This window comes from Nonomuraea sp. LPB2021202275-12-8 (assembly GCF_037044575.1).
Lineage (GTDB): Bacteria > Actinomycetota > Actinomycetes > Streptosporangiales > Streptosporangiaceae > Nonomuraea.
Map to the genome: position 1 here is coordinate 296,447 of NZ_JBAHWD010000003.1, position 22,402 is coordinate 318,848.

Genomic DNA, 22,402 nt, shown 5'->3' on the forward strand with positions numbered 1-22,402 from the left:
TGTGGTACTTACTACACCTTTCTCCATTGCGCGTACCAGAGGGTGGCAAAATCAACCGCACTCCGCATAGAGATCATTCGGCATCGAGCCTGGCCAACCCGACCGATAGCGACATTTTGGGATATTTCATAATCCGCGCCGAGTCGGACCATATCACCGGAATCGAGGTCAACATCCTCGTATTCCCACCATTGCCGCCCGTGGCCGAAATCAACCACGCAGCGGTAGCGACGGCGAGGAGGGCTGGCACAGTAGCGGTATTCGGCTAGATGCAAGGCGGTGCACCGATCGTAACCAACCCCGAGGAGCAGGATGTCGGCGTTCACTTCGTACAGCTTGGCCAGTGGAGAGCTTTCGCCCAGGTGACATTGGGGATCGTGTCCATCCATGAGTCGAGCCGCGAGCGGTCCCACAGCGGCGAACGACGTCTGCGGATGAGCACTCCGAACCGCTTCTGGCAAGGTACGCACAGTCTCAGCGAGACATCCCATCCCCTGGGAAGGTGACGTCGCGGGGTCGAAAGCAGGCATCTGCTCTCTGTAGCCGAGAATTTCAGCCGGAGTCATACCGTCGATGGCCTGGTGATAGAGCGGAGAGGTGTCGGAGTTGCCCGCTGTACCCGCGGGTACCACCAGCGTGCCCCTAGGCCCCAGTAGCTCGCGTAGCTCAGCCACTACGGCGGCGGCCGCACAACCTAACGCCAACTGCCGCATGGACGCGTGTACCAGCAACACCTGACCTGTTCGCACCCCCAGTGCGCGCAGTTCGTCCGCGAGTCGGCTCACGTGAGGTCTGTTTCGGTGAGCATCGGGCCGACACCCTCACGCATACGAGCCACGAACCGGTAGCCGAGTGGCGTGAGCGAGCCGGACTCTGCAAGCACCTCGATCGCCCGCGCGGTGTGGCGCCCCCAGCGCAGGAACCGCTCACCGTCCGGCTCGTATACACGCCAGAAGTCTGTGACCGCCAAGTGGGCGTATGTACCTTGCAGCAGGCCTTCGAGAGGGCGCGGATCATCACGCCACGGCGCCGGGAAGAGCCGCTGGTCGCTCTCGTCGTATAGATCGAACAGATCCAGCACGCCACCCAGCTTGACGTGCTGGAACTCGTGCATCAGCAGCAGGGCCAATGTCGCGGGGTCATCCGGCAAGGCCGCGGCCACCGCCCCGAAGGCCTGTCTGGCGGTCGAACTGGCCTCACGTCCCGAGGGTGCCGGAGCAAGGACCGTCACCGTAGACAGGCCGGCACGGATGCCTTCGGCATATCGGGGATACTCGCGCTCAATTAGCCGCCATGCGGCGTCAAACGCCGTCTGCCAAACAACGGCTTGCACGTCGGACAAGGGGGGAGCCGCAGGCCATTGATGACAATCGCGGTACGGGTCTGAGTCTTCTAGCAAGATCTCAAAACCGCCCGATTGCATGGTGCGGGCCGGGCGGGGGACCACCTCGCGCCCGTTGATAAGCACACCGTCTGGGGCCGCGGTCAGCGTGGCCGTGTCACCTTGAACCGGCCCAAACGTTGCCACGGTCGGTAGGTAGACCGCGCCACCATGTACGTGGACTTCCAACTCGACCTCGACCCGGGCGCGCACCGCAGCGGCAGCGGCGATGTTCGCCAGGTAGCGGGCCGGCGCCTCCCCCCGCACGCAAAGCACGGCCCAGACGCGGATGTAAGGATGGGCAAGCACCCGGCGTGTCGCCTCCGGCGCGCGAGACTCCAGCCCGACGAGCACGTCCCAGCCCGCTCGGGCGTCTTCTTGATTGCGCACACTGGTCATCAGGACACGCTGCACGCTTCGCTGGGACGCAGCGAGCCATTGGACATCGCGGTCGCGGCCCAGCCCACGTGCAAGTTCGTCAAGGGTGCGTTCAGGAAGGACATGCCGATGCACCTTGATCGTTCCCTGGACCTCGGTGATTAGCTTGTACAGGTCTGCACAATAAACACTAGGGTTGGCGAACCCCGTCCCACTCCGGTACCGATGCGGGTAGAGACCGCCTCCGCAGCTCTTGACTACGGCGCACTCCCGACAGGTCTGACTAAGCCCGGCCAAGCCTGTCTGGCGCGTGATCACCCCAGGGTGCCGAGCAACCGCGTCCAAATTATGGCGGAAAACATCCATTCCGGTCTCAGGGGCGCCCTCATAGGCGACCTTCAGCGAGTCCACCTGCTCATACGCGCCGTCGGTTTCGATGACCACCAGTGTGCTGGGCTCCAGTCCGATCGCTTCGGTCAGGCTGGACAATCCCAATGTTGTGCGGATGATCGACTCGAAGATGCGGATGCCCACTGGCCGCCCGTCCGCCTCCCAACAGCGAAAGATTGACAGGAGCCAGTCGGCATATGCCGTCGGCTGACTTTCCAGGCGCTCGGGCGGGGAATCCCAAGTCGCGTGTGGGAGCAAGAAATCAATGCGCGGCGGGTCGAGTGGCAGAAGTGCACGGTAGACGGCCACGGGATCATTATCCAGGTCAATGGTGCACAAGATGCCGCCGTAGAGCTCCGGTCTACGCCGCAGCAACTGCACCGCCCGAACGACCTGATCGTAGCTGCTACGCCCATCGGCGTACCTCCTGTGGAGATCATTCGCCTGCCGGTCACCGTCGAGCGACACGCCCACGCTCACGTCATGCTCGACGAACAGATCACAAAACCGCTGATCCAAGAGGATGCCATTGGTGTGAATCCGAATGTCCAGCGCGGAAATCGGCGCGAGAGTGGACCGCAGGATGCTTAGAATCCGACCAAGCCGCGCAGGGCCGGCAAGTAGCGGCTCGCCGCCGTGCAACACGAGGTGAACCTTCTCCAAGGCGTGCGACCGAGCATGCTCGGCGATGCGACCGGCCGCTTGACGGACGGTCGCGTCAGAGATCACCCTTGGGCGCGCCCTCCATGTCTGATCGGCCTTTTTGTACACGTAACAGTGGTCACAAGCGAGATCACAGCGACTGTGGACTTTGATAACAAATTGAGAAAAAGGGGCGATTTTATCACTCATGGCCCGCCCTGTCCGTTTTAGATGGACGAGCTGAAGGCAGCAACAGGCACTCGACGACTCTTCCCGGATTCGGGCATGATACGGCTCAGAGCGAGAGCCAACTCGCCTGCACCGACAGCCTCCATCTCAGAAAGCGGCAGATCAGCGAAATCCGCTAGGTCCGAGATGAAACCATCTCGCAACTGGCCGGTCGTCGCCATGATTCCCCATCCTTCTTGGTGTAAAATGAGAGCTAAGGGGACAGCCAGCCGCCGACCAAGACCAGCAAAGGCTGCCGTCCGCCGTCGAGTCTAATGGCTGCGTGCTGCGGACAGGCCTATCACCGTCAGTCCTGGTCGACGAATTGCAAAGCAGTTGTCGCCCGAAAAAGGTGACAGAAAACTATCGGTGAGGTCAAGGGCCCGTCACCTCGAGACTGTGTGAAGCGGCCCACAGCATGTGCTCCTTCGATATGGTCTCTTCGGTTTCGTCCACGAAATGCGCCCATTCTGGCTCGGATGTCGGCCAACGTTCTTCGACGGCGATCGTCCCAAGCTCGAAGGCAGTCACCGCGTACGACTGTGCGACCTGGCGATACTGCTTAGTCTGAGTCCACGCGATCCCTGCCACTGCCAACGCCCCCACGATGCCCGGGACGTCAAGCTCGATGATCTGAGCGGCCCCGAGTACGGCCGCGATCAGGCCGACCGCCTCGATTGACGCCAGCAGGACGGACCAGCCGACCGCCGACCGCTCGTTCCTCAGCGTCCTGCTCCGATACCACCCTCGCTGATCCTGGATGCGTCCGCGGCGGTAGAAAGCCTGCCTGTCCTTCAGGGAGAGCCCGCGAATCCTCCGCATCTCCGCAGTCACCGCCTCGCCGTCCTCGGGGGGCGGCACAGGCGTAAATCCTCGCAGGTGAGCGACAATATGCATCATCCTTTTCAGCAGCAGCGAATCGGCGTCGCCCGGCCCACCTTCCAAGGCGAACGGCTGCCCGCCGACGATGTAACGCCAGGCCAGCGATTTGGTGGACTCCGCAGCCGCCCTGGCCTCGTACCAGTGCCTGTCGGGCCGGGCCGTGAGCAGGTAGACCTCTACCACCAGCGCCACCGCCAACGCCGAGCCGGTGATCAGGGCGGCGATGTTCACCTGCCCGTGGTCAATACTGAAAGTGCCGAACACCGCGGCTGTCACGAGGGAAGCCAGGCGCAATATCGTCGAGACAAGGAACTTGCGTTGTCCGACAGCCGCGTTGCCGTCTGCGGTACGGAACAGCTCAGGATAGTGGGCGTCATCCATGATTCCGAGAGGACCTTGACTCCACCGGCACGTCAAGCCTCGCGGTGGGCACCTAGGGGCCAGATTATCTGCACCTCGATGGCCCGCGATCTGGCTTCTCGGACCACGTCGGCCGTACCTCCCACCCCCTTGGCCGGCCGACCGTCCCAGACGGCGAGCAGCACGTCAGCGCCTTTCAGCAGTAGTCCGTTGGCCGATGCGTACGCCTCCGGCGACGGTAGCTCGAATGGCAGCTCGCGCACAATCGTGGCGAGTCCGAGCCATCGGTCGTAGGCACGCCGGAGTGATTCCGACAGCTCGACCCCGTACTGCCTCGCCGGCACAACCACCTCGAGGCGACCGCCCTGTTCCAGCACCACATCGGCGAAGATCTGGTCGGCGCCTGGGGCTAGACACGACACTCCAACCAGGCAATCGGCGAGGGGCCGCAGGATTTCTCGAATCGCCGACCGGACCATTTCCGCAGTCTCCCTGCTGAGATCGCGGTGTCCGCTGATCGCAATGCGCACGCGCCCTCCTGCCCGGCATGGCTTTCCAAGAGATGTCCCTCATCCGATGCGCGGACACACCATCGGGTTCAGGTGGCGACGGTGCCGCCGAGGTAGAGCCTGCCGAGCCGCGGGTCGGCAGCGAGCTCGCGCGCGGGACCGGAGATGTGCACCCGGCCGAGGTCGAGCACGCAGCCGACGTCTGCGGTCTCCAGCGCCCTGCGCGCGTTCTGCTCCACCAGCAGCACGGCGACGCCGGCGCGGCGCATCAGGTCGATCTGGTCGAAGACGGTCTGGGTGGTGCGCGGGTCGAGCCCCATCGACGGCTCGTCGAGCAGCACCACGGCGGGTTCGAGCATGAGCGCGCGGGCGAACTCGACCTGCTTCTGCTGCCCGCCCGACAGCAGCCCTGCCATGCTCCCCCACCGCTCGGCGACGACCGGGAACAGCTCCTTGACCGCCTCGATCCGGCGGTCCAGCCTGGCCGCGTCGCGGACGGTGTAGCCGCCGAGGCGCACGTTCTCGGCCACCGTCATCTCGCGGAAGACGCTGTGCCCCTGCAGCACGTGGGCCAGCCCCAGGCCGAGCAGCTTCTGCGGCGAGTGGCCGGTGACGTCGCGGCCCGCCAGCGTCACCCGGCCCGACCTGGGCGCGAGCAGCCCGCTGGCGACCCTGAGCGCGGTGGACTTGCCCGCGCCGTTGGGGCCGACCAGGCAGACGACCTCGCCGGCTCTGACCGTCACGGACAGGCCGCGCAGCACCGGCGCCGCGGCGCCGTAGCCGGCCACGACCTCTTCCAGGGACAGCACGACCTCAGACACCTAGGTACGCCTCCAGCACGCGGGGGTCGTTACGCACCGTCGCGGGCGGCCCTGCCGCGATCGGCCTGCCCCGGTCGAAGACGATCACGTGGTCGCTCATGCCCATGACCATGTCCATGTTGTGCTCGACCACCAGGAACGTGCGGCCCTCGGCGTTGAGGTCGCGCACCAGGGTGACGATGCGGTCGATGAGCGCCGGGTTGACGCCGCCCGCCGGCTCGTCGAGCAGCACCAGGTCCGGCTCGGCCATGAGGACGGCGGCCAGCTCCAGCAGCTTCTGCTGGCCGTAGGACAGGTGGCGGGCCTCGGCCCGCTCCAGGTGGTCGATGCCCATCCGGCCCAGCCAGTGGCGGGCCCGCTCCACCTCGCCCTTGTCGTGCAGCCCGGCCAGCAGCTCGCGCAGGCGGGTGCGGCGGACGGCGACGAGCATGTTCTCCAGCACGGTCAGGCGGGGGAAGACCCGGCAGAGCTGGAAGGTGCGGCCGATGCCGGCGTGCGCGACGCGGTGCGGCGAATGGCCGGTGATGTCGCGCCCGCGGTAGGTCACGCGGCCGGAGTCGGGCCTGATCATTCCGGTGATCAGGTTGAAGAAGGTGGTCTTGCCGCAGCCGTTCGGGCCGATCAGGGCGTTGATCTCGCCGTCGCGGAGCTCGACGCCGGCCCCGTCCACGGCCAGCACCCCGCCGAAGGCCTTGGTCAGCCCGTGCGTGCGCAGCGAGGTCATCGGGCCGCCCCTTCCAGCCGCTGCCCGGCGCTCTGCTCCGGGATGGAGGCCGTGTCCCTGTTCCCGGCGAACCTGGCGATGATGCCCTCCGGCATGAAGAGGACGACCAGGATGAGCAGCAGCCCGGTCGCGGTCAGGTGGATCTGCGTCTCGCCCAGCGCGACCAGGAAGTACTCGCCCGCCGGGGCCACGATGAGCGCGCCGAGCAGCGGCCCGAGCAGGTGCCTGGCCCCGCCGAGCAGGCTCATCAGCACCATGGAGGAGCCGATCAGGATGGAGAAGACGAAGATCGGGTCGAGGCTGCCGAACCAGAGCGCGTACAGGCCTCCGGCCAGGGCCACGAACAGCGCGGACAGGGCGAAGGCTGCGACCTTGTAGGCGGCGGTCGGCACGCCGAGGGACTCGGCCTTGTCCTCGTCCTCCCTGATCGCCCGCAGCCCCGCGCCGAAGCGGGAGCGGCCGATGAACCACCAGCTCGCCAGCGCCAGGGCGAGCAGCAGCAGGAAGAGGTAGAAGAACACCAGATGCGTCTCGCCCCGGTGCAGGCCCGGGAAGGGCGAGGGCACCTGCAGGCCGGTCGAACCGCCGGTGAGCGAGCGCCACCCCTGCACGAGCAGGTTCATCATCGACACCAGCGCGATCGAGACGATCACGAACGACGCGCCGCGCACCCGGACGGCCGCGATCCCCACCAGCACGGCGAACACCGTGACCAGCAGCGCCGAGGCGAGCAGGGCGGCTACCCACGGCACGTCCAGCCGGGTCACCAGCAGGCCGGTGCCGTACGCGCCGAGCCCGAAGAACGCCGAGTGGCCGAGCGAGACGTAGCCGGTGAAGCCGCCGAGGAGGTTCCACGAGGTGGCCATCGCCGCGTACATCACGGTGAGCACCCCGGCGTAGACCAGGTAGTAGTTCGGCACCAGCCACGGGTAGCCGATCGCCAGCGCGGCGCCGAGCAGCAGGAGCCCTCTAGAAGCGATGCGCAAGGCGGCCTCCGAAGAACCCCTGGGGGCGCACCAGCAGGGTGAGGAAGAGGAAGACGTAGAACATCATCGTCGCCCAGGTCGCGTCGACCGTCACCAGCACGACGCCTTCGACCACGCCGAGCATCACCGCCGCGAGCGCCGCGCCGAGGACGCTGCCGAGGCCGCCGACCACGATGATGGCCATTAGCTTGCCGATCCACACCCAGTGCGAGGCGGGGAAGAACGGCGTGATCAGCGCCAGCACCGTGCCGCCGACGGCGGCGGTCGCCAGCCCCAGCCCGAAGCCATAGCCGGCGACCCGCTCGGTGTGGATGCCGACCAGCCTGGCCGCCTCCCGGTGCTGGATGGTGGCGCGCAGCGACCGGCCGAACCTGCTCCTGATCAGCACGGCGAACAGCACGCCGAGCGTGACGGCCGCGACCCCGAAAGCGATGATCTTGTCGTACGGCAGGTGCACCCCGCCGACCGACAGCGACCTGGTGGCGTACTCCATGCTGATCGACTTGTAGGACCCGCTGTAGACGGTGCCGAGGAGCCCTTCGATGGTGAGCGCGAGGCCGAAGGTGAGCAGGACCGACATCATGGCCACGTTGCCGGGGTCCAGCCTGGCGATGAGCAGCCGCTGCACCGCGACGCCGAGCGCGAAGAAGACCGGGACGGTCAGCGGCAGCGTCAGGAACGGGTCCACGCCGAGCGCGGTGTGCAGCGTGTAGGCCAGGTAGGCGGCCAGGAACAGGAAGGCCGGATGCGCCACCATCACCACCCGCATGACGCCGAAGTACAGCGACAGCCCCGAGGCGAGCAGGGCGTAGAGCCCGCCCGTCAGCACGCCCAGGGCCAGCCCCTGCAGGAGCAGGCTCACCACTGCTTCTTCGGGTAGACCAGCTTGGTCGTCTGGGCCTGCGAGCCCTCGGGCAGCACGATCTCGACCTTGCCGTCCACGTACTGCTGGATCATGTGCGCCTGCTCGGGCCTGCCCTGGTCGTCGAAGGAGAGCGGGCCGACGACGGTGTCGAAGGTGGACCGGCGCAGGTGCCCGGTCAGCTTGTCCTGGCACTCCTTGGTGGGGGCGACGCACTTGACGGCGTTGACGGCCGCCTCGACGACCTGGCCGACGGTGTAGCCGTTGGCCGCGTCCTCGTTGGCCTCGCCGTCGAACATCTCCTGGTAGCGCTTGACCAACTCGTCGTTGCCGGTGAAGCCGGAGCGGGCCGACCAGCCGACAGGCGACAGGATGTGCTCGGCGGCGCCCTTCACCGCGGCGGGGAACTCCGACAGGGTCGGCCCGGTGGAGAAGGCTGCCAGCTTGGGCTGCACCTTCAGCTCCTGCAGGGCGCGCACCAGGCCCACGGAGTCCTCGAACTGCGTGCCGCCCACCACGATGTCCGGCTTGGCTGCGGCGATCTTCGCGGCGATGGGGGCGAAGTCGGTGGTCTCCGGCGGGTAGACCTCGTCCACCACCGTCTCGATGCCGGCCGCGGCCAGCTTGTCCCTGAGCCCGTAGGCGGTGCCCTGCGCGAACGGGTCGTCCAGGCTGGCGTACGCCGCGGTCTTGGGCCGCTCGCCGGCGGGTAACTTGACGAGGTAGTCGGCCAGGTAGTCGTAGTGGTCGTCGGCGATGGCGGGTGCGGCGTAGAACAACCGCTTGAAGCCCTGCTCGAAGACCTCCTTGGCGGCGCCGGCGGGCTCGACGAACAGCATGTCGTAGGACTCGGCGACCTTGGCGGCCGGGATCACCAGGCGGGAGGAGAACGGCCCGAAGACCAGGTCGACCTTGTCCTGGGTGATCAGGGACTCGTAGTCGGAGCTGACCCTGTTGGGGTCGGAGGCGTCGTCGCGGAAGATCAGCTCGACCTTCCTGCCGAGCAGGCCGCCCCTGGCGTTCACCCGGTCGGCCCAGACCTGGTAGCCCTCCTGGATGCCCTTGCCGGGCTCGGAGAAGTCGCCGGTCAGCGGGAGTGAGATGCCGATCCTGACTGGTCCCTGCCCGGGGGACGCCGCCGCCCCGGGCTCGTCGGTCTTGGCGCAGGCCGCCAGTCCCAAGCTCACTATCGTGGTCATCGCCAGGACCTTGAGAACTCTTGCCATGGGGGGCGCCTCCGTGAGAAGAGGTAGTGCGTAAGCGCTTTCGCAAGCGCTTTCGGTCACGATTACACGCGATTCACCGCCAGACAAGGGGGAGAGTGCGATGGCTGGAGTGCCTTCCCCGCCCCGGCTGATCGATGTGGCCAGGGCCGCCGGGGTCTCGCTCGCGACGGCCTCACGCGCCATGACCGGCAGCGCCGGCGTCAGCTCCGAGGTCGCCGCGCACGTGCAGGCGGTCGCGTCCCAGGTCGGGTACGTGCCCAACAGCCATGCCAGGGCGCTGGCCGGCGGTCAGGCGTCGATGGTCGGGCTGATCGTGCACGACGTGGGCGATCCGTACTTCGGGGAGATCGCCAGGGGCGTGCTGCGCGAGACCGACCGCCGCGGCTATCTCGCGCTCATCAGCCAGACCGAGCGCGACCCCGGAGCCGAGCTGGCCAGGATCCGGGCGCTGCGCGCGCACCGGGTGACCTCGATCGTGCTGGCCGGCTCGGGTTACGTCGAGGCGAGCGGCGAAGCGGGCACCGCCGCCGAGGTGCGCTCGTTCACCGCCGCGGGCGGCCGGGTGACCGTGATCGGCCGCCATCACCTGCCGGTCGACGCGGTGCTGCCCGACAACGTCAACGGCGGCGTCACCCTCATGCGGCACCTGCTGGAGCTGGGCCACCGCCGCGTCGGCGTGGTCGGCGGGCCGGCGAACCTCACCACCGTCGAGGACCGGCTCGCGGGGCTGCGCGCGGCCGTCGAGGCCGCCGGGCTGGACTGGGCGGCGATCCCGGTGGCGCACGGCGACTTCACCCGCGAGGGCGGCGCCGCGGCGGCCGCCCGGCTCGTCGGCGCCCACCCTCAGCTGACCGCCGTGGTCGCGCTGAACGACCCGATGGCGGTCGGCGCGCTGTCCTGGCTGCTCACCAGCGGGCGCCGGGTGCCGGCGGAGATCTCCGTCGCCGGGTTCGACGACGTGCCGGTGGCGGCCGATGTCTTCCCGGCGCTCACCACGATCAGGTTGCCCATGATCGAGATGGGCCGGCAGGCGCTGGAGCTGGCGCTCAAACCGCCCGCCTCCCGGCCACGCCGCCGCCGCACCACGCACGAGCTGGTGGTCAGGGCGTCCACCGCTCCGGCGCCCTGACCGCCTCGCCGGCCTGGCGTCAGCCGCTGACCGGAGTCGGGCTGACGCGGTGGTCCTTCAGGTGCAGGTCGCCCTTGAGCGGCCCCTGCAGCGCCTTGAGCGTCTTGAGGTCGCCCAGCACCGTCCACAGCGGCCCCACCAGGTGCGGCTTGTACTCGGGCGCCTGGTCCATCCAGGCGTTCTTGCCGTCCTCGCTGATGAAGGTGCTCACGAAGAACTCTCCGGCGTCGGTCTTGCAGTAGCCGGTGCGGATGTCGCTCGCGTCGACCTGCATGCGGGGCTCGCAGTCCACCTGGGCGGAGAGCTCCTCCACGGTGAGAGGCACGACGGTGTCCTGGTTCCCGGCCGCGACGTAGCCGCCGCCGCTCCCGCCGTCTTCGCCTCCGGGCGAGCACGCTGCGACGAGCCCGACCAGCAGCGCGAAAGCGGTCAGACGTGAATAAGTCGTCATGTGCGGAGATACGCAGCCTTCTCTGCCCGGGTTCAGCTCATGCCCAGGTCTTCTGAGAACGGCGCTGACGTCAGCGCAGGATGACGCAGCCGCGTTCGGCCAGGCGGCGCAGGACCGGCGGGTCGCCGTCGAGCTTGGTCCAGCGCAGGTCGAGCTTCTCCAGCGCGGGCAGCTCGGCGGGCAGCTCCCGCAGGCGGTTGTTGCGCAGGTCGAGGTGGGTCAGCCGGGGCAGCCGCGCCAGCGACTCCGGCAGCGCGCGGAGCCGGTTGTCGCGCAGGTCCAGCACGCGCAGCTCGCCCAGCGCGGCCACGGAGGCGGGCAGCCCGGTCAGCGCGTTGCCCCGCAGATGCAGCTCGCGCAGGGCGCCCAGGCCGCCGATCGGCCATGCCGCCGATCCTGCCACAGCGAGATCCGCCCGCGTGCCGGGCGGCCCCTCCGGTCAGCCCCGGAGGTCGAACAGCTCCGACGGGGAGATCGGCATCCGGTCGATCTCGATGCCCTCCGCGTCCTCGATGGCCGAGGCGATCACCGCGGAGACCGGGATCACCCCGGCCTCCCCCGCGCCCTTGATCCCCAGCGGGTTCAGCGGTGACGGCGTCTCCAGATGGCCGGTCTCGATGTGCGGGACCTCGGTGGCGTACGGCATGAGGAAGTCCATGAAGGAGGCGTTGAGCAGCTGCCCGTCCGCGTCGTAGACCATCCGCTCGTAGAGTGCGCCGCCGATGCCCTGCGCCACTCCCCCGTGGATCTGCCCCTCCACGATCATCGGGTTGATCAGCCTGCCGCAGTCGTGCACGACGGCGTAGCGCACCACCTTGATCTCGGCGGTCAGCGGGTCGGTCTCCACGATCGCCGCGTGCATGCCGGCGGCGAACGTGGACCTGATCGGCGAGTAGTAGTCGCGCCCCTCCAGCCCCGGCTCCTCCCCCTCGACGACGGGCGGCCGGTCGGTCGCGGCGGCGCCGGAGAACTGGGTGGCCCTGGCCGTCTCCTCGTCGAAGGCGTAGCGCAGCGGGTTGGCCAGCACCGCGACCGTGGACAGCGGGATGGAGGCGGACGGCGCGCCCACCACGTGCACCAGCCCCTCGCTGATGGTCAGATCGGCCGGGTCGGCCTCGAGCGCGCCGGCGGCGATCCGCAACGCCTTCTCGCGCACCTTGGCGCAGGCCAGCGCGATCGCGTTCCCGCTCATCACGGCCGCGCGGGAGGCGAACGTGCCCACGGCGTAGCCGAAGCGCCGCGTGTCGCCGGTGACGACGGAGATCCGCTCGATGGGCACGCCGAGCTCGGTCGCGGCGATCTGGGCGAACACGGTCTCGTGGCCCTGCCCCTGCGAGGTGAGCCCGGTCGAGACGTGCACCCGGCCGTCGGAGGTGATCTGCACGTGCCCGCCCTCGTAGGGCCCGACGCCGGTCCCCTCGACGTAGCAGCCGATGCCGATGCCCCTGCCGGGCTCGGGCCGGAAGTCGTCCCAACCGATCAGTTCCTTCACCATGCGCAGCATCCGCGGGTAGTCGCCGCTGTCGTAGATGAGCGGCCGCCCGTCCTGGAAGATCATTCCCTGGTCGTACGGGAACTCGTCCGGCCGGATGAAGTTGACCTCCCGCACCTCGGTACGGTCCTTGCCCAGATGGCGGGCGATCTTGTCCATGGTCCGTTCCATGCAGAAGACGCCCTGCGGCCGTCCCGCCCCCCTGTAGGGCGTGACCTGCACGGTGTTGGTGTAGACGGCGGTGAACTCGACCCGGTAGGCACCGATCCGGTACGGCCCGAGCAACTGCGTCGAGGTGACGATCGGCACGATGATCCCGTACGGCGTGTAGGCGCCGTGGTCGTGCAGGATCGACACGTCCAGCCCGAGCACCCGTCCATCGTCGTCGAAGCCGACCCGCACGTGCTGCACCTGGCCGCGCTCGTGCGCGGAGGAGATGAAGTGCTCGCGCCGGTCTTCGGTCCACTTGATCTCGCGGCCGAGCAGCATGGCCGCCCACGGCACCAGCACCTCCTCCGGCCACGGGTGCACGATCTTCACGCCGAACCCGCCGCCCACGTCGGGGGCGATCACCTCGACGTGCGGCAGCGGCAGGCCGAGCGCGGCGGCGATGGCCATGCGGACGCTGGTGGAGGTCTGGGTGCTGGAGTAGACGCGCAGGTCGGTGCCGTCCCAGCGGGCGTACACGCCGCGGCCTTCGAGCGGCATGCTGGCGCTGCGCTCGATGTCGAGCCTGAAGGCCAGCGTGTGGGGGGCCGCCTCGATGGCCTCGGCCGCGCCGCGCCCGGTGGTCGAGGGCACCTCCTGGACCAGGTGCGCGCCCACGTTCCCTGGCACGTCCTCGTGCACCAGCGCGGCCCCGTGCGCCGCCTCCTCCAGCCCGACGACCGGCTTGAGCGGCTCGTAGTCCACCTCGATCAGCGCGCAGGCGTCCTCAGCCAGATAGCGGTCGGTGGCCACCACCATGACCACGGGCTCGCCCACGTGCCTGACGACGTCCCTGGCCAGGGGGTAGGCGGTGCGGCCGTGGGTGAGCGCCGGGTGCGGGATCAGCAGCGGCAGCGGGCGGCCGACCCGCTCGGGCAGGTCCTCCCAGGTGTAGATCGCCACCAGCCCGTCGACGTCCAGGGCGGCCGTCACGTCGATGTCGCGGATGCGGGCGTGCGCGTGCGGCGAGCGCACGAACGCGGCGGCGAGCGCACCGGAGCCCAGGTCGTCGAGGTAGCGGCCGAGGCCGGCGAGCAGCCTGGGATCCTCCCGGCGCTGCACCGGCTCCCCGAACAGCCTGGTGGTCACGGGCCTCGCCTCCTCGCGGTCACGACTCTTCGGCCAGCAGCTCGGCCGCGCGGTGGACGGCCTTGGCGATGTTCTGGTAGCCGGTGCAGCGGCACAGGTTGCCGGAGATGCCCTCCAGCACCTGCTCGTCCGTGGGCGCCGGATTCTCCTTCAGCAGCGCGGTCACCGTGCACAGGAAGCCCGGCGTGCAGAAGCCGCACTGCAGGGCGTGGCACTCGGCGAACGCCCGCTGCACCGGCGAGAGCCCGTCCGGCCCGGCCAGCCCCTCCACCGTGGTGATCTCGCGGCCGTCCACGGTGACCGCGAACGTCAGGCACGAGCGCACCGGCCGCCCGTCCAGCAGCACCGTGCAGCAGCCGCACACGCCGTGCTCGCAGCCCACGTGCGTGCCGGTCAGGCCGAGCTCGTGGCGCAGGCAGTCCGACAGCAGCAGGCGCCCGGGCACCCGCACCCGGCGGGCGGTGCCGTTCACCACCAGGGTGATCTCGTGCTCGGCCGTCATGCCGCCGCCTCTCTCGCCGCTTCCCGCAGGGCCCGCTCGGCCAGCACGCCCACCAGGTGCAGGCGGTAGGCGGCCGAGGCGTGCACGTCGCCCTCCGGGTCGGTGCGCTCCCGCACCGCCGCGGCCACCGCGGGCCAGTCGACGCTCACGGCGGGACGGCGCTCGCACGCGCCGCTCACGTCCACCACCACCGGCACCGGCCCGACGCCGACGCAGGCCACCCTGGCCGACTCGATGTGCAAATCCTCGTCCAGTCCCACCACGGCGCAGACCCCGGCCAGCGCGTAGTCGCCGTGTCTCCTCGCCACCTCCACGAACGCCGTCCCCGACCTCTCGCCCAGCGCGGGGAAGTGCGCGGACACGGCCAGCTCGCCCGGTTCGATCGCCGACTCCATCGGCCCGGCGAAGAACTCCCGCGCCGGCACCTCCCGCTCCGCCGTCCCGGCGGGCAGCGTCACCACCTGGCCGCCGCGCGCCGGCTCGCCGCCGTCACCCCGGCGGGCCAGCCGTACGGAGCCGCCCAGGACGGCCAGCACCGCGGGCAGCTCGGCGGCCGGGTCGGCGTGCACGAGGCTGCCGACGACCGTGCCCCGGTTGCGGATCACCGGATGGGCGACCAGCCTGAGCGCCTTGCCGATCAGCGGGTGCGCGCCGGCCCGCTCCACCTCGGCGTGCCTGGCCAGCGCGCCCACGGTGACGCCCGCGGGCGTCACGTCGATCACGGCCAGGGACTCCAGCCGGTTGATGTCGATCAGGTGCGCGGGCGCCGCCAGCCGCATGTTGAGCATGGGGATCAGGCTCTGCCCGCCGGCGAGCACCTTGCCGTGCGCCCCCGCGGTGGCCAGGACCTCCAGGGTCTCGCCGAGGTCGCGGGGAGCGTGGTACTCGAACGGCGGCGGCTTCACCCGGCGTCGCTCCTGATCGGCTCGGGGGTCCGCCCGGCGATGACGCGCAGCAGATGCCAGCCGCCCACCACCACGATGGTGCCGAGCGCGATGCCCTCAAGCCTGAAGTCCCCGCTGATCAAGTGCTTCACCGGTCCGATCGCCAGGATGATGCCCGCGCCGATCGGGACCATGTTCACCGGGTCCGCGAAATCCACCCGGTTCTCGATCCAGATCTTCGCTCCGAGAAGACCGATCATGCCGTACAGGATGACGGTGACGCCGCCGAGCACGCCGGACGGCGTGGCGGACACCAGCGCGCCGAACTTGGGCACCAGCCCGAACGCGATCGCGATGACGCCGGCGATGTAGTAGGCGGCGGTGGAGTAGACCTTGGTGGCGGCCATGACGCCGATGTTCTCGGCGTAGGTGGTGGTGGGCGAGCCGCCGACCGCGCTGGTGACCACGGTGGCGACGCCGTCGGCGGCGATCGCGCGGCCCACGTACGGGTCGACGTCGGTCTCCGTCATCTCGCCCACGGCCTTGACATGGCCGATGTTCTCGGCGACCAGCGCGATGACGGCGGGTAGCACGAGCAGCACGGCGGAGGTCTCGAAGTCCGGCAGGTGCATGCTCGGCCAGCCGAACCATTCGGCCTCGCCGACGGGGGCGAGGTCCACCCGGAAGTGGGCGGCGATGTTCGTGACGCCGTCGCTGTAGGCGGGCACCATGCCGAAGATCCGGTCGGCGGCCAGGGAGAGCAGGAAGCCGACGACCAGCCCGACGAGGATGCCGATCCGGCCGATGAACCCCTTGAACGCCACCACGATCACGAACGTCACCAGCATCGTGACCAGCGCCATCCACTGGTCCTGCGGCCAGTAGACGTCCGCCACCACGTACGCCAGCCCGAACCCGATCAGCATGACCACGGCGCCGGTGACCACCGGCGGGAAGATCCGGTTGATCACCTGTACGCCGAGGAAGTGCACGGCCACGCCCGCCAGCGCCAGCACCAGCCCGGCGACCAGGATCGCCCCGGTCACGATCGCGTCGGCGCCCGCCGTGTCGCCGCCGAACAGCGCCCTGATGGCCAGCACGCCGCCCACGAACGAGGCGCTGGTGCCCAGATAGCTGGGCACCTTCCCCTTGACGATGAGCAGGAACAGGATGGTCGCGACGCCCGACATCATGATCGCGACATTGGGGTCGAGCCCCATCACCAGCGGGAAGACGAACGTCGCCCCGAACATCGCCACCACGTGCTGTGCGCCGAACCCGAACATCCGGGGCCAGGTCAGCCGCTCGTCCGGCCTGACCACCTCGCCGGGGGCCAGGTGCTTGCCGTCTCCGTGTTTGGTCCACCCCAGAGCCATGTGCGCCCCTTTTCGCCCGGCTTGCGTTGCGGGCACATTAGGCCCGCTGGCGTGCTCGTACACGGGCATGATCTGCCAAATCTGACCCCCTGACCAGAGGTCGCCTTGCGCACGCCCTTCCGCTGGGCCCGGTGATCACTCGTGCGCGGGGCGCTCCCGGCGGGCCAGGCGCAGCAGGTGGTAGCCGAGCAGCAGCACGATGGTGCCGAGCGCGATGCCGCTGAGCGCGAAGGTGTCGGTGATCGGGAAGGCGACCGGCCCGATGGCGCAGATGATGCCCGCGCCGGTGGGCAGCAGGTTGACCGGGTTGGCGAGGTCGACCCTGTTCTCCAGCCAGATCTTCGCGCCGAGCAGCCCGATCATGCCGTAGAGGATGGTGGTGACCCCGCCCAGCACGCCGCCGGGCGTGGCCGCGATCAGCGCGCCGAACTTCGGGCAGAGCCCGAACAGGATCGCGATGACGGCCGCGATGTAGTAGGCGGCCGTGGAGTAGACGCGGGTCGCGGCCATGACGCCGATGTTCTCGGCGTAGGTGGTGGTCGCCGGCCCGCCGACGGACGTGGCGACCACGGTGCCGACGCCGTCGGCCAGGACGGCCTTGCCCATGTACGCGTCGACGTCGGCGCCCGTCATCTCGCCGACGGCCTTCACGTGCCCGACGTTCTCGGCGATCAGCGCGATCACCACGGGCAGCACCAGGACCACGGCCGAGGCCTCGAACACCGGGCCGTGCAGCGCCGGCAGCCCGATCCAGTCCGCCTGCGCCACGGCGTCCAGGTTGACGCGGAAGTGCTCGCTCACCTTGCCGCCGGCGTCGGGCGCGGTGATCATCCCGCCGACCGCGTCCCACCCCCACGAGAGCAGGAACCCGAAGACCAGCCCCAGCAGCACCCCGATCCGGCCGAGGAAGCCGCGGAGCACCCCGATGAACACCAGCGTCGCGGCCATCGTCAGCAGCGCCACCCACGGGTCCTGCGGCCAGTAGACGTCCGCCGCCACGTACGCCATCCCGAACCCGATCAGCATCACCACCCCGCCGGTGACCACGGGCGGGAACACCCGGTGCAGGATCCGCACCCCCAGCAGGTGGATCGCCAGTCCGACCACGGCCAGCACCACGCCCACGGCGAGCAGCGCCCCGGTGACGGTCGCGCTGTCTCCGCCGCCGGCCCTGATCGCCACGACGGCTCCCACGAACGAGGCGCTGGACCCGACGTAGCTGGGCACCTTGCCCTGCACGATGAGCAGGAAGATGATCGTCGCGACCCCGGACATCATCACGGCCAGGTTCGCGTCCAACCCCATGACCAGCGGGAACACGAAGGTCGCGCCGAACATCGCGATCACGTGCTGGGCGCCGAACCCCACCATCCGCGGCCACGACAGCCGCTCGTCCGGCTTGACCACCTCACCCGGCGTCAGGCTCTTCCCGTCGCCGTGCAGCTTCCACCCGAGCGCCATCCGCCCATCCCATCCACCATCACCCGCATGACCAGCGGGTATGCCTCCGACATCGTGTCGGAGAGCACAATAAGGGGTGGGCCGGCACTTCCGGTGCGCCGGGTGACGGACGGCGCCGCCGGGGGCTAGGCGACGTTGATGGTGAAGCCGTCGCCGCTGACGACCTGGCCGGCGCGGATCTTGCAGGTCTTCCTGAGCTCCACCTGGCCGTCCACCAGCACCATGCCCTCGGCTATCAGGTGCTTGGCCATGCCGCCCGTCTCGGTGACGCCGCAGTATTTCAGCAGGTCGCACAGCGGGATGTAGTCGGAGCGCAGTTCGAAGTCCACGGGTGACAAGACTAGATGCCGCGCATCCGCAGCACGTGCAGGGCCAGCGTCAGGTTGAGGCGCAGGTGCGGGTCGTCGGTGAAGTTGCCGAGGAGGCGCTCCAGCTTGCCGATCCGGTAGCGGAGCGTGTTGTAGTGGAAGTGCAGGCGCCTGGCCGTCTCGGCGACGTTCAGGTTCGTCTCCAGCAGCACCTGCAGGGTGCGCCTCAGGTCGGGGTTCTCGGCGTCGGCGTCGGAGGCCAGCGGGCCCAGGGTCTCGCGGACGAAGGCGTGCAGCTCTTCGGTGTCGTTGACCAGGGAGAGCAGGCGGTAGACGCCGAGCTGGTCGAAGTGGGCGACCGCGCCTGGGCCGTGCAGCTGCCGGCCGACCCTGGCCGCCTTGAGCGCCTGCGAGTACGCCTCCGGCAGGGTCTCCGCGCCGCGGCTGGGCCGGGAGGTGCCGGTCGAGAACGTTGCAGGGGGCGGGTCGGCGAAGGCGAAGGCGGCGTCCTTGGCCACCCTGGCCGCGTCCACGGCGGCGTCCACCACGGCCACCACCTCGTGGGAGAAGCCGGCGACCGCGCCTCTGGGGTCGTGGCGGCGCATCGCGGCGGTCCAGCAGGTGACGAGGCGGTCCTGGGCGGTGCGCTCGTCGCCTTCGGGGTCGAGCTCGGCCACCAGCACGGTGACCGGCCGCTCCAGGTCCCACCCGAAGGCCCGCGCCCTGGTGGTGACCCGCTCGGCCGTGCCCGCCCTGCCGGTGAGCACGTCGCGCAGGAAATCGGCGCGGTATTTGCTCTCTACGGCGTTGACCGCCTCCTGCCGGGTGACGGCGAGCGCGGCGACGGTGGCGGCGCGTTCCAGGATGCCGACGTCGCTGTCGCGGATCGTTCCCGCGGGGCTGTAGGCGACGATGCGCCCGTGGTGGTGCCCGCCCGCGATCACCGGCACCGAGGCCAGCGTGCGGTCGCGCGCGGGCACCGGGCCCGTCGTGCCGGCCGAGGTGGAGGTGGGCGGCAGGCTGACCGCGGAGCCGGTCGCGCCGGCGGGCGGCGCCGGCGGGCCCTCGCGGACGATCGACTCGCGCAGGACCGAGACGTGGGCGGGCGGCCCGGCGACGGCCAGCACCCTGCCGCCGCCGTCCACCGCCGCCACCGACACGTCGAGCAGGGTGGCGACCTCGGCCGTGACCTCGTCGAGCCCGCCTCCGGCCAGCACCACCTGGACCAGCGCCCGGTGCGCCTCCTCGGCGCGGACGAGCACGGCCGCCTGGCGGTTGAGTATGTCCGTCAGCACCTGGTTGAGGATGTCGTCGAAGCCGACGTCGTTCGGCAGCAGGATGAGCGGGAAGCCGAGCCTGTCGGCCTGCTCGACCATCTCGTCGGGCAGCTCGTCGACGTAGCGGCCGAGCTTGATGGCCAGTGCCGCCAGCCCGCGCTCGTCCAGGTCCGCGACCAGGCGGCCCAGCGACTGCGGGGTGTTGCGCAGCGGGTAGCCGGTGGTGAGCAGCAGCTCGTGCGGCTTCACCCAGGCCAGGACGTCGGGCACCTCCATGACGTTGAGGCGCTGCACGATGCGGCCCAGCCCGCTCTCCCCGGCTATCAGCCGGGCGTCGGCGAGCGTCGACACTCCCAGCACCTCCCCCACGGACACGCCGTGAATGATCGTTCCGGTGCTGGCGAGACGGACCGGGGGCTCCATGTGGTGATTGTGACCCCACAAGCGTCTGTCAGGAAGAGCCAACCTTCCCGCTGACTGTTGGCAAATTTCTCCGTACGGAGGGTTGCCGGGCCGTTCTACGGTCAGGTCCAGGGTCGGTAGGGAGGTCAGGTGACCGTCGGTACTCACGCTCGGCGAGTACGTGTCCATGTCACGGGCGCCGCCAGCGCGGCCGTACGCCCGGTTCTTGAGGCGTCCCGGCGCCCGGCCAGGGTGCTGGCCGCGTTCCCGGCCGGGATCTATCTGGAGGTCAGGACGGATCTGGAGCCCTCGGTGATCGCGGTGATCACCGGCGAGGCGACCCGGCTGCCCAACTCGATGCTGCTGGCGACCGAGCTGCCGCACGTCACGGTGGGTGACGAGGCGTTCGTCGGCGACGGGTCGGTGGAGCTGGGGCGGCTGAGCCTGCGTGCCCGCCGCTGGTGGGATCCGGCGCCGCCGCTGGGCGAGGTGGATCCGGCGCTGCTGGCGCGGGCGTCCATGGGTAGGCCCCCGCCCTGCGCGGATCCGGGCTTCCACGCCGAGCAGGGGACTCCGGGGCTGGCGGGGAACGACATGGTCGAGCTCCTGGCCACCAGTTGCGCCTCCGGCTGGCTGCTGGGGGCGGTGACGGCGGCGGAGCGGCTGGTGGGCCTCGGCCCCGGTCTCACTCCGAGCGGGGACGACGTGCTGGCCGGGCTGCTGGTGACGCTGAGGCACCTGGGCGTCGCGACCGGGGTCGAGCCGGCGGTGCGGCTCGCCGGCTGGCTGGCGGCGACCGTCACCTACGACGCCCGCACCCGGACGACGCCCATCTCGGCGACGCTGCTGCACTGCGCCGCCAGGGGGGAGGCGTGCCCCGAGGTGATCGCCGTGCTGCGCGGGCTCGCCGGGTGCCAGGCGCTCGAACCGGCGCTGCAACGGCTGCACGGCCTCGGCCACACCTCCGGCGCCGACCTGGCGCAGGGGATCGCCATCGGCCTCGGAGCGGTCCTCGCACTGGGCGGTCACCGTTGAGCGACGCGGTGTTCGTGCGTCAGGGCGCCTACCACGACTCGGTGACGCTCATGCGGGTCAGCGGCGCGCTGGCGGAGCTGCCCGGCGTCGAGGTGGCCATCGTCGCGATGGCGACCGAGCTCAACCTCGACCTCGCCCGCGAGCTGGGCTTCGAGCTGCCCGACGCGGAGCCGGGAGACCTGCTCGTGGCGCTGCGCGGGCCGGACACCGAACCGGCGGTCGCGGAGCTGGATCGCCGGCTCGCCTCGCTGTCGACCACGCGGGCGGCGCAAGCGGCCGACCAGCCGCCGCTCACCACCCGCTCGGCGGCCAGGTCACCGGCGGATCTGGTCCTGGTGTCGGTGCCGGGCGAGCACGCCTTCTGCGAGGCGCTCGACGCCGTCGAGGCCGGACTCCCAGTGATGATCTTCAGTGACGGGGTGCCCGTCGCGCGGGAGCGCCTGCTGAAGGAGCTGGCCGACGAGCGCGGCGTCCTGGTCATGGGCCCCGACTGCGGCACTGCCGTCATCGGCGGCGTCGGCCTCGGGTTCGCCAACGTGCTCAGGCCCGGTCCCGTCGGCGTGGTGGCCGCCTCCGGCACCGGCGCGCAGCAGGTCACCTGCCTGCTCGACCTGGCCGAGGTGGGCGTCAGCCACGTGCTCGGCGTCGGCGGCAGGGACCTGTCGGGGCCGATCGGCGGCCGTTCCACCCTGCGGGCGCTGCGCATGCTCGACGACGACCCCGCCACCGAACTCATCATGCTGATCTCCAAACCGCCCTCCCCCGAAGTGGCGGACGCCGTACGACAAGCGGTGGCGGCGCTGCGCACGCCGGTCGTGACGGCGCTGCTCGGTCAGGGCGAGGACCTGACGAGCGCGACGGAGAAGGCCCTGCGGGCCCTCGGCCGGCCGGTGCCGCAGTGGCCGTGCCGCCCCGGCGAGCCGGCGGCGCCCCAGCCACGTGACCGCCCGGACGAGCCCGGCACGCTGGTCGGCATCTATTCGGGCGGCACCCTGTGCGCGGAAGCGGCGCTGATCGCCGGGGAGGGGGAGTTCACCGACTACGGCGACGACGCCTACACCCGGGGCCGCGCCCACCCCATGATCGACCCGACGCTCCGGCTGGAGGCGCTGCGACGGGTGCGGCCAGGGGACGTGGTGCTCATGGACGTCGTGCTTGGCCACGCCGCGGACCCCGATCCGGCCGCCACCTTGGCACCCGCCGTCGCGAGCGCCCGGGCCACCGTCGTGGTCGCGCTCATCGGCACCGAGGCCGACCCGCAGGGCCTGCGCCGGCAAGCCGACGCGTTCCGCCGGGCGGGCGCCACCGTCTTCGCCTCCAACGCCCAGGCCGCCCGCCACGCCAGGGGCCTGCTGTGACCGCCACCCCTCGCGAGGGTCGCCGTCCCACCGCCGGTCGCC

The 22,402-nt window shown here is 70.1% G+C and carries 22 protein-coding genes; 3 read left to right on the top strand and 19 right to left on the bottom strand.

The annotated features are described in order from the left end of the window. Positions 1 to 11: 11 nt before the first annotated feature. The 10 genes from V5E28_RS07635 to V5E28_RS07675 all read right to left on the bottom strand — a co-directional run bounded on the left by V5E28_RS07635 (position 12) and on the right by V5E28_RS07675 (position 9,389). A complete protein-coding gene (locus tag V5E28_RS07635; RefSeq protein WP_336205689.1) occupies positions 12 to 785 on the bottom strand; it encodes an aminoglycoside N(3)-acetyltransferase in 774 nt (257 codons plus the stop codon). After that, a complete protein-coding gene (locus tag V5E28_RS07640; protein WP_336205690.1) occupies positions 782 to 3,001 on the bottom strand; it encodes an FxsB family cyclophane-forming radical SAM/SPASM peptide maturase in 2,220 nt (739 codons plus the stop codon). Before V5E28_RS07640 ends, V5E28_RS07635 begins: the two co-directional genes overlap by 4 nt. 17 nt (positions 3,002 to 3,018) lie before the next feature. Next, the gene (fxsA, locus tag V5E28_RS49460; protein WP_442945785.1) at positions 3,019 to 3,201 is read right to left on the bottom strand and encodes an FxSxx-COOH cyclophane-containing RiPP peptide; all 183 of its coding nucleotides are present in this window, start codon (positions 3,199 to 3,201) and stop codon (positions 3,019 to 3,021) included. A gap of 193 nt (positions 3,202 to 3,394) precedes the next feature. After that, complete coding sequence (locus V5E28_RS07645) at positions 3,395 to 4,282, bottom strand: DUF4231 domain-containing protein (RefSeq protein WP_336205691.1); 888 nt, start codon at positions 4,280 to 4,282, stop codon at positions 3,395 to 3,397. A 32-nt stretch (positions 4,283 to 4,314) separates the two neighbouring features. After that, positions 4,315 to 4,791: a hypothetical protein gene (locus V5E28_RS07650; RefSeq protein WP_336205692.1), complete on the bottom strand. Its 477-nt coding sequence runs from the start codon at positions 4,789 to 4,791 to the stop codon at positions 4,315 to 4,317. A gap of 68 nt (positions 4,792 to 4,859) precedes the next feature. After that, the gene (locus V5E28_RS07655; protein WP_336205693.1) at positions 4,860 to 5,591 is read right to left on the bottom strand and encodes an ABC transporter ATP-binding protein; all 732 of its coding nucleotides are present in this window, start codon (positions 5,589 to 5,591) and stop codon (positions 4,860 to 4,862) included. Further along, positions 5,584 to 6,315, bottom strand: a complete 732-nt coding sequence (locus V5E28_RS07660; protein ID WP_336205694.1) for an ABC transporter ATP-binding protein — start codon at positions 6,313 to 6,315, stop codon at positions 5,584 to 5,586. The genes V5E28_RS07655 and V5E28_RS07660 overlap by 8 nt, the downstream gene beginning before the upstream one ends. Next, entirely contained in the window at positions 6,312 to 7,301 is a 990-nt protein-coding gene (locus V5E28_RS07665; RefSeq protein ID WP_336205695.1) for a branched-chain amino acid ABC transporter permease, read from the bottom strand. The genes V5E28_RS07660 and V5E28_RS07665 overlap by 4 nt, the downstream gene beginning before the upstream one ends. After that, positions 7,285 to 8,163: a branched-chain amino acid ABC transporter permease gene (locus V5E28_RS07670; protein ID WP_336205696.1), complete on the bottom strand. Its 879-nt coding sequence runs from the start codon at positions 8,161 to 8,163 to the stop codon at positions 7,285 to 7,287. The genes V5E28_RS07665 and V5E28_RS07670 overlap by 17 nt, the downstream gene beginning before the upstream one ends. Continuing rightward, on the bottom strand, positions 8,160 to 9,389 hold the full coding sequence (locus tag V5E28_RS07675) for an amino acid ABC transporter substrate-binding protein (RefSeq protein ID WP_336205697.1): 1,230 nt from the start codon (positions 9,387 to 9,389) through the stop codon (positions 8,160 to 8,162). The genes V5E28_RS07670 and V5E28_RS07675 overlap by 4 nt, the downstream gene beginning before the upstream one ends. A 100-nt stretch (positions 9,390 to 9,489) precedes the next feature. Between V5E28_RS07675 and V5E28_RS07680 the strand changes: the two genes are divergently transcribed. After that, positions 9,490 to 10,518 carry a LacI family DNA-binding transcriptional regulator gene (locus V5E28_RS07680; RefSeq protein WP_336205698.1) on the top strand — a complete coding sequence of 343 codons (1,029 nt, stop codon included), beginning with the start codon at positions 9,490 to 9,492 and terminating at the stop codon, positions 10,516 to 10,518. Between the two features lie 19 nt (positions 10,519 to 10,537). On the opposite strand, the gene V5E28_RS07685 is transcribed toward V5E28_RS07680, so the two are convergent. The 9 genes from V5E28_RS07685 to V5E28_RS07725 form a co-directional block, all read right to left on the bottom strand. Continuing rightward, on the bottom strand, positions 10,538 to 10,969 hold the full coding sequence (locus V5E28_RS07685) for a hypothetical protein (protein WP_336205699.1): 432 nt from the start codon (positions 10,967 to 10,969) through the stop codon (positions 10,538 to 10,540). A gap of 70 nt (positions 10,970 to 11,039) precedes the next feature. Further along, positions 11,040 to 11,372 carry a leucine-rich repeat domain-containing protein gene (locus tag V5E28_RS07690; protein ID WP_336205700.1) on the bottom strand — a complete coding sequence of 111 codons (333 nt, stop codon included), beginning with the start codon at positions 11,370 to 11,372 and terminating at the stop codon, positions 11,040 to 11,042. A 36-nt stretch (positions 11,373 to 11,408) separates the two neighbouring features. Beyond that, on the bottom strand, positions 11,409 to 13,757 hold the full coding sequence (cutA, locus tag V5E28_RS07695) for an aerobic carbon-monoxide dehydrogenase large subunit (RefSeq protein ID WP_336205701.1): 2,349 nt from the start codon (positions 13,755 to 13,757) through the stop codon (positions 11,409 to 11,411). A 19-nt stretch (positions 13,758 to 13,776) separates the two neighbouring features. Next, entirely contained in the window at positions 13,777 to 14,259 is a 483-nt protein-coding gene (locus V5E28_RS07700; RefSeq protein ID WP_336205702.1) for a (2Fe-2S)-binding protein, read from the bottom strand. Next, on the bottom strand, positions 14,256 to 15,164 hold the full coding sequence (locus V5E28_RS07705; RefSeq protein WP_336205703.1) for an FAD binding domain-containing protein: 909 nt from the start codon (positions 15,162 to 15,164) through the stop codon (positions 14,256 to 14,258). Before V5E28_RS07705 ends, V5E28_RS07700 begins: the two co-directional genes overlap by 4 nt. Beyond that, positions 15,161 to 16,519 (bottom strand): uracil-xanthine permease family protein, encoded by a 1,359-nt coding sequence (locus tag V5E28_RS07710; RefSeq protein WP_336205704.1) that lies wholly within the window; start codon positions 16,517 to 16,519, stop codon positions 15,161 to 15,163. The genes V5E28_RS07705 and V5E28_RS07710 overlap by 4 nt, the downstream gene beginning before the upstream one ends. Before the next feature lie 135 nt (positions 16,520 to 16,654). Further along, positions 16,655 to 17,980 (bottom strand): uracil-xanthine permease family protein, encoded by a 1,326-nt coding sequence (locus V5E28_RS07715; RefSeq protein WP_336205705.1) that lies wholly within the window; start codon positions 17,978 to 17,980, stop codon positions 16,655 to 16,657. 125 nt (positions 17,981 to 18,105) lie between these two features. Next, entirely contained in the window at positions 18,106 to 18,309 is a 204-nt protein-coding gene (locus V5E28_RS07720) for an RNA-binding S4 domain-containing protein (protein WP_336205706.1), read from the bottom strand. Between the two features lie 11 nt (positions 18,310 to 18,320). Continuing rightward, on the bottom strand, positions 18,321 to 19,988 hold the full coding sequence (locus V5E28_RS07725) for a PucR family transcriptional regulator (protein WP_336205707.1): 1,668 nt from the start codon (positions 19,986 to 19,988) through the stop codon (positions 18,321 to 18,323). Positions 19,989 to 20,117: 129 nt separating this feature from the next. On the opposite strand from V5E28_RS07725, the gene V5E28_RS07730 reads away from it, so the two are divergent. Together V5E28_RS07730 and V5E28_RS07735 are read left to right on the top strand one after the other, a co-directional pair. Next, positions 20,118 to 21,002: a DUF2877 domain-containing protein gene (locus V5E28_RS07730; protein WP_336205708.1), complete on the top strand. Its 885-nt coding sequence runs from the start codon at positions 20,118 to 20,120 to the stop codon at positions 21,000 to 21,002. Further along, positions 20,999 to 22,360, top strand: coding sequence for an FdrA family protein (locus V5E28_RS07735; RefSeq protein ID WP_336205709.1), 1,362 nt, complete (start codon positions 20,999 to 21,001; stop codon positions 22,358 to 22,360). The genes V5E28_RS07730 and V5E28_RS07735 overlap by 4 nt, the downstream gene beginning before the upstream one ends. Positions 22,361 to 22,402: the final 42 nt, after the last annotated feature.